We start from the raw sequence: 7112 nt of genomic DNA on the forward strand, positions 1-7112 counted from the left end.
CGCCGACCCCGACCCCCACGCCGACGCCGAGCAACACGCCGACGGCCGGCGCGTCGCAGTCGGCCGGCCCGCGGCCGATGGGCTCGTCGGCCTCCCGCCGGTCCTGGTGGATGCTGACCTGGTGACCCACCCGTCGCACGACGATCCCGTCGTCGAGGCCCTCAGTGAGGGTGTGGGTGGCCCGCTGGGGACCCGGTCCGCCGGTCACCGCTGGTGGACGCCGGTGCGCGTGGTGCTGGCGCTCACCGCCGTGTGCATCGCCCTGGGGATGGTGCAGAAGGCCGGCTGCTACGAGGAGACCTGGTCGGACGACAGGCGCTACACCCAGATGTGCTACTCGGACCTGCCCTACCTCTACACCGGCCGGGGCATGGTCGAGGCGCAGTGGCCGTTCTCGGGCGACGAGCAGGTGCGCGCCCGCTACGACGTGATGGAGTACCCGGTCGGGATCTCGTACGTCGCCTACGGGCTCGCCAAGGTCACCCACGTCCTGACCGGCTCGCCGGACGTGGAGGCCCGGCAGCGGGTCTCGTCGAGCTCGCTGTTCGGCCAGCCCGAGGTGCAGCGGGAGATCCGCGCCTTCGTGATCGTGCACGCCCTCCTCTTCGCGGCACTCGCACTGCTGTCGGCGTGGCTGCTGGCCGGGGTCAACCGCGGCCGCCCCTGGGACGCCGCCCTGTTCGCGCTGTCGCCGGCGCTGGCCCTGACCTTCCTCGTCAACTGGGACATGCTGGCGGTGGTGCTCGTGGCCGGCGCTCTGTGGTCCTGGGCGCGGGGCCGCCCGCTGCTCACCGGCGTGCTCATCGGCCTCGGCACCGCCACCAAGCTCTACCCCCTGCTGCTGCTGGGGGGCCTGGTCGTCATCTGCGTGCGCGAACGCCGCTGGCGGGAGCTGACCGGCGTCGTGCTGGCCGGGACCGCCACCTGGCTGGTCGCCAACGCGCCGGCGTACCTCACCGGGCGTGAGCAGTGGGAGGTCTTCTGGACCTTCAACTCCGAACGCGTCGCCGACCTCGGCAGCGCGTGGCTGGTGGTCAGCCAGGCCACGGACCACGCGTTCTCGGCGCACACCATCAACCTCTGGTCCTACGCGATCCTCGGCGTCTGGTGCGCCGGGGTGGCCCTGCTCGGCCTGCGGGCCCCGACCACACCGCGGTTCGCGCAGCTGGCGTTCCTCGTGGTCGCGGGCTTCCTGCTGGTCAACAAGGTCTACTCGCCGCAGTACGTGCTGTGGCTGCTGCCGCTGGCGGTGCTGGCCCGGCCCCGGTGGCGCGACCAGCTGGTGTGGCAGGCCGGGGAGGTCCTCTACTTCGCGTCGGTGTGGTGGTACCTCGACGGGGACCTCACGGCCGCGGGTGGCGAGGACGCGGCGTTCTACTGGCTGGCGATCGCCGTGCGGATCTCGGCCGAGCTCTACCTCTGCGTGATGGTCGTCCGCGACATCTGGTGGCCGCGGGAGGACCCGGTCCACGCGACCGCCCTGGCGGGGCTGGGACCGCCGGGTCAGGTCAGCTCGACCCGGTCGAACGTCGTCGCGGTGTAGCGCACCCGCGCGTCGACCAGGTCGCCCACCGCGGGCACGCCCGCGTCGGCGGGGAGGAACAGCATCGACGCCTGCATGTGCGGCGGCTCGGCGAACAGGCGTTGCTCGCCGCCGACCCAGAACGGGGAGCGCACGCGGCCGACGGCGTCCAGGCCGCCGCGGGCCACGGTCGCCGCCCGGTCGCGAAGGCCGGAGCCGCTCATCGGCGACTCCAGCCCGATGCCGTGCGCGGTGCCGCCGCTGACCACCAGCAGGTGGCCCTCCTTGGGCGCCGCGCGACCGCGGTAGCCGAACGCCTCGCCCTTCCTGATCGGGTGGACGTCGAGCACGGTCGAGGTGACCACCAGCGCGCCGCGGTCCCCCAGCCAGAGGTCGGTGCCGATCCGCGGCCGCACCCGCAGGTCGGGGTGCGCGGCGCTCAGGGACGTCAGCTCGTCGCCGGTCAGGTGGCTCACCCAGACCTGGCCGATGCCGGGTCCGGCCTCCTCCAGGACCCGCTCCACCTCGGCGAGGTGCGCTCCCTGGGTGATCGGGAGGTGGGCGGCGACGCCCTCCAGCCGGGCGTGCGGGTGCCCGGAGACGCGCTGGATCGCGGTGCGCAGGTCCGCGGCGGACAGTCCGTGGCGCCGCATCGAGGTCAGCCGCTCGAGGACGAGCCGCGCGGACGGCTGCCGCTCGAGGAGCTGCTCGAGGTCCTCGAGCCGGCCCACGGTGTGGATCACCCGGTGCGCGTGCTTGGCGGCGAGGGTCCCCGGGTCGGCGAACTGCCGCCACGGCGTCAGGACGAGCAGGTCGCCGGCGTACCGGTCGGCGACCTGCGGCAGCTCCTCGTAGGTCCCCACGGCGAGCGCCTCCACCCCCAGCCAGTCGGCCTTGCGCGCGAGGCGGCCGAGCCCGAAGCCGTAGCCGTTGCCCTTGGCGACCGGCACCAGACCGGGCAGCCCGTCGCCGATCCGGCGCAGGTGGGCGCGCCAGCGCTCGCCGTCGACGGTCAGCTGCAGAGGCACGAGGTCAGCCTCGCCGCTTCATGTAGAGGTCGAACGCCTTGTAGAGCGGCAGGTTCAGCGGCAGGTCCCACTCGCCGACGGTCTCCACGGCCTCGCCGCCGGTGCCGACCTTGAACTGGACGAGGCCCACGTGGGAGTCGTCGGCGTCCAGGGTCGAGGTGATGCCGCGCATGTCGTAGACGTCGGCCCCCGCGGAGAGGGCCTCGCGCAGCATCGCCCACTGCACGGCGTTCGAGCCGCGCACGTCCCGCTTGGCCGTCGAGCTCGCGCCGTAGAGGTACCAGGTGTGCGCGCCGACCCGGGCATAGATCGTGGCCGCGACAAGGTCGTCGTCGTGGGTGGCCAGGAAGAGCCGGAGCCGGTCCGGCGACTCGGTGTTCATGGCCTGGGCCATCTGGCGGAAGTACGGCAGCGGGCGTGGCGTGAAGTGGTCGCGGGCGGCGGTCTCGACGTAGAGCGCGTGGAACCGCGCGAGCGAGTCGCCGTCCAGGCCGTCCGTGGTGGTGACGACGACGCCCGACTTGTCGGCCTTCTTGATGTTGCGCCGCCACTGCTGGTTCATGCCGCGCAGCACGTCCTCCTCGTCGCGCCCGGCGAGCGGGACCGCGAAGGTGTACTGCGGCTGGCCGCTGCCGAACCCCTGGGGGGCGTGCTGGTCGCGCCAGCCGTGGGTCGCGAGGTGCTCGGTCACCCGGGCGCCCACCGGGTCGACGTCGGTCGGCACGTCGCGGAGGGTGCGGACCGCGGGATCGGCGAGACCTTCCTTGACCTGCGCCGCGGTCCAGCGGCGGGTCTCGACGCGGGGGCCCATCCGGATGCCGAACGCGCCCCCCTTCTTCAGGTGCGCGGTCATCGGGTCGAGCCAGCGGCCCAGCCCGGTCGCGGAGGCCTCCTCCCAGTCGAGGACCGGACCCTCCGGCAGGTAGGCCAAGGTGTAGCGCCGCAGCCGAGGGATCGGCCGGTGGAGGACCAGCCCGGCGCCGACGAGGGCGCCCCCGGGCTCGCGCCACCCGATCGACTCCGCCCGCCACTCCGGCTTGACCGAGGGCCAGGCCGGCGTCTGGAGGAAGCTCGCCGACCGCTGGCCCTGGAGGAACGCCAGGTGCTCCTCGGCAGAGATCGCCGCGACGGTGAGATCTCCCTGGGTCACCCGGCGAGGCTATCCGGCGCGGTGGCCGGCCCGGGTGGGCGGTGAGCTGAGGCCCGCACGAACACCCAGGCCCGCAGCGCCACGAACCGGCCCACGGTCACCGCCAGGTTGGCGACCGTCAGCACCGCGACCTCGACGCCGTGGCTCGTCGAGCCGGTCGCGTGCAGCAGCCACAGCGACCCGCTGGTCAGGCCGAGCCCGACCGCGAAGATCACCAGCCCCTGCAGCTGGTGGCGGAGCCGGCCAGCCCGGCCGCGGACGCCGAAGGTGAACCGCCGGTTGGCTGCGGTGTTGGCCACAGCGGTCAGCAACAGGGCCAGCAGGTTGGCGGTCTGGGCGCCCAGCGAGCCGCCGACGGGTCCGCGGAGGAGCAGGTAGAGCCCGGCGTACGCCACCGTGGAGAGCACGCCGACGAGAGCGAACACCACCAGCTGCATGCCGACCCGGCCGCCGTGCGCGTCGGCCGAGGCCCGACCGAAGCGCTCGGTGACGTCGGCCAGCGGGATCCTGCCGGCCAGCAGGTTGCCGCCGAGCCGGAGGATGCCGCGGACGTCGTCGTACGCCGTCCGGAGGATGTCGACGCGGCTGTCGGGGTCGTCGACCCAGTCGACCGGGACCTCGTGGATCCGCAGGCCGGCCCGCTCGGCCAGGACGAGGAGCTCGGTGTCGAAGAACCAGGCGTCGTCCTCGACCAGCGGCAGCACCTCGCGGGCCACATCGCGCCGGATCGCCTTGAACCCGCACTGCGCGTCGGAGAAGCGGGTGCGCAGCGCCTGCCGCACCAGGAGGTTGTAGCCCCGGGAGATCACCTCCCGCTTGGGTCCGCGGGTGACCCGGGAGCCGGCCCGGAGCCGGCTGCCGATGGCGAGGTCGGAGTGCCCGCTGACCAGGGGCGCGACCAGTGGGAGCAGGGCGTTGAGGTCGGTGGACAGGTCGACGTCCATGTAGACGAGCACCTCGGCGTCCGACTCCATCCACACCCGTTTGAGCGCCCGGCCGCGGCCCTTCTCGGCCAGGTGCACGACGCGGACCGCCTCGTGCGTGTGCGCCAGCCGCCGGGCGACCACGGCGGTGCCGTCGGTGCTCGCGTTGTCGGCGATGGTGACCCGGAACGACCACGGCATCGCGTCGAGGTAGTCCAGGAGCCGGCCGACCGACGGGGCCAGGCCGGCCTCCTCGTTGTAGACCGGGACGACCACGTCGAGGGTCACCGTCGTCCGGGCCCCCGCCCCCAGCGACCCGAGCGGCAGGGCCGGCCACTGCTCGGCGCTCACGTCGCGCTCCCGGCCGCGAGGGGCCGGGTGAGGTCGTAGACCGTGGTGCCGTCGACCGTGACGGTCGCGAAGCTCTCGGCCACCCAGGTGGCGATCTCGCTGCTCGACTCGCTCCCGCCCATCTGGCCGCCGCCGAGCCCGCCGCCGCCGATGAAGTAATGGATCTCCCCGGCGTCGACGTAGGCCTGGAACTCATCCAGCGTCGGCGACGGGTCGGAGCCGTTGAACCCTCCGACCGCCATGACCGGCTCCTCGCTGGCCAGCTGGTAGCCGGCCGCGCTGTTGGACCCGACGGCCGCGGCCACCCAGGTGTACGACGAGGCATCGGCCTGCAGGAGCGTGGTGAGCTCGGCCGACGGGTCGCTGCCGTTGAGCAGGCTGCCCGCACCGCCACCGGGTCCACCGGTCTGGGTGCCGCCGCCGGGCGGGCCGCCCGCGGGAGCCTGGCCACCGCCGGGTGCTCCGAACCCGCTCGAACCGGACGGACCCGCGGTCGGGATAGAGCCGGTGTGCGGCGTCGCGGCGGTCTCGACGGCGTACGCCCCCGGGCCGGCCAGCGACGCGAGCAGGGCGACGACCGCCACGGCGGCGGCGACCCGGCGCGGCATGAGCGACAGGCCGGCCACCAGGAGTGCGGCCACCAGCCCGACGACCAGCACCGCCCAGCGCAGCCACGGGACGAAGTCCGGGGTGCGGCCGAGCAGGAAGAACGCCAGGACGCTGGTCAGCGCCACCGCCGTCGTCGCGACGAACCCGGCCACCAGCGAGTCCCGACGGGTCCAGAGCAGCCACCCGCCGATCCCGATGAGGGCCGCGACCGCCGGCGCCAGGGCCACGCTGTAGTAGGCGTGGAAGATGCCGGCCATGAAGCTGAACGTCGCCGCGGTGACGACCAGCCAGCCGCCCCAGAGGACGAGCGCCGCCCGGGTCCGGTCGGTGCGCGGGGCGCGTCTCGTCAGCCAGAGGCCGGCGACCAGGAGGAGCAACGCGGTCGGCAGCAGCCAGCCGATCTGGCCGCCGTTCTCGCTGTCGAGCAGCCGACCGAGACCGGTCTGGCCCCACATGCCGCCGCCCGCGCCGCCGGCGCCGCCACCGACCGAGCCGACCTCGTCGCCCGTCAGCCGGCCCAGCCCGTTGTAGCCGAGCGTGAGCTCGAGGATCGAGTTCTCCTGGGAGCCGCCGATGTAGGGGCGGCTCGATGCCGGCCAGAGCGAGACCGCCGCGACCCACCAGCCGGCGGTCACCAGCATCACGACGAACCCGACGAGCAGGTGGCCGAACCGCTTGAGCAGCGGTGCGCTCGCCACGAGCAGGTAGACCAGGCCGAGCGCGGGCAGGACGAGGAACGCCTGCAGCATCTTGGTGAGGAACGCCAGCCCGACCAGGGCGCCGGCCAGCGAAAGCCAGCGCACCGGATGCGTGGTCTTCTCCTCGGCGGCGCGCAGCGTGGCGGCCGCGGCACCGACGAGGAGAAGCGTCAGGAGGGCGTCGGGGTTGTTGAACCGGAACATCAGCACCGCGACCGGCGTGACCGCCATCGTCAGACCGGCGAGGAGGCCGGCCACCGCCGACCCCGTCGTACGCCGCACGGTCGCGGTCAGCAGCCAGACGGTCCCGACACCCATCAGCGCCTGCGGCACGAGCAGGCTCCACGACGAGAGCCCGAACAGCTTCACCGACAGCGCCATCGGCCACAGGGAGAGGGGGGTCTTGTCGACCGTGATGCTGTTGGCGGCGTCGGAGGAGCCGAAGAAGAACGCCGTCCAGGACTCCGAGCCGGCCTGCGCCGCGGCCGAGTAGAACGAGTTCGCCCAGCCCGACTCGCCGAGCCCCCACAGGTAGAGCACGCCGGTGCCGACCAGCAGCGCCACCAGGGCTGCCCGGGCGGGGTCGGCCGATCGCCAGCGAGGTGGGTCAGCGGACGTGGCGGGGGTGCTGGACGGCGTCGATGCGGGGCGTACGTCGGTCGCGAGGCTCATGCCTCACACGGTGGGAGCCCCGCCTGCTGCTGCGGTATGGTGGACCTGTGGCCTACCTGTGAGGCGGGGGCGGGGTGGGGCGGAGTCCCCGGATATCCGGTGACCCTGCCGCTTCTGCACCGAGATCTGGGTGCAGAAGCGTCGGACTGGGTGCAGGAG

General features: G+C 73.7%; 5 protein-coding genes. 1 reads left to right on the forward strand and 4 read right to left on the reverse strand.

The genetic code is table 11. The features are described from left to right. Nucleotides 1-121 precede the first annotated feature (121 nt). Nucleotides 122-1543 carry a glycosyltransferase 87 family protein gene (locus JHD21_RS18920; protein WP_292678368.1) on the forward strand — a complete coding sequence of 474 codons (1422 nt, stop codon included), beginning with the start codon at nt 122-124 and terminating at the stop codon, nt 1541-1543. On the opposite strand, the gene JHD21_RS18925 is transcribed toward JHD21_RS18920, so the two are convergent. Genes JHD21_RS18925 through JHD21_RS18940 form a run of 4 tightly spaced genes read right to left on the reverse strand, consistent with a single transcriptional unit; the run spans nt 1504 to nt 6953 of the window. Further along, complete coding sequence (locus JHD21_RS18925; protein ID WP_292678370.1) at nt 1504-2550, reverse strand: alanine racemase; 1047 nt, start codon at nt 2548-2550, stop codon at nt 1504-1506. The genes JHD21_RS18920 and JHD21_RS18925 overlap by 40 nt on opposite strands. Nucleotides 2551-2554: 4 nt before the next feature. Continuing rightward, nucleotides 2555-3700 carry a peptidoglycan bridge formation glycyltransferase FemA/FemB family protein gene (locus tag JHD21_RS18930; RefSeq protein WP_292678372.1) on the reverse strand — a complete coding sequence of 382 codons (1146 nt, stop codon included), beginning with the start codon at nt 3698-3700 and terminating at the stop codon, nt 2555-2557. Then, the gene (locus JHD21_RS18935; RefSeq protein ID WP_292678374.1) at nt 3697-4974 is read right to left on the reverse strand and encodes a bifunctional glycosyltransferase family 2/GtrA family protein; all 1278 of its coding nucleotides are present in this window, start codon (nt 4972-4974) and stop codon (nt 3697-3699) included. The genes JHD21_RS18930 and JHD21_RS18935 overlap by 4 nt, the downstream gene beginning before the upstream one ends. Further along, a complete protein-coding gene (locus JHD21_RS18940; RefSeq protein WP_292678376.1) occupies nt 4971-6953 on the reverse strand; it encodes a glycosyltransferase family 39 protein in 1983 nt (660 codons plus the stop codon). The genes JHD21_RS18935 and JHD21_RS18940 overlap by 4 nt, the downstream gene beginning before the upstream one ends. Between the last annotated feature and the right edge of the window lie 159 nt (nt 6954-7112).

Source organism: Nocardioides sp. (assembly GCF_016462705.1).
GTDB lineage: Bacteria > Actinomycetota > Actinomycetes > Propionibacteriales > Nocardioidaceae > Nocardioides.

Coding starts and splice junctions, on each gene's coding strand:
- JHD21_RS18940 (WP_292678376.1), bottom strand. CDS start 6,953: ATGAGCCTCGCGACCGACGTACGCCCCGCATCGACGCCGTCCAGCACC.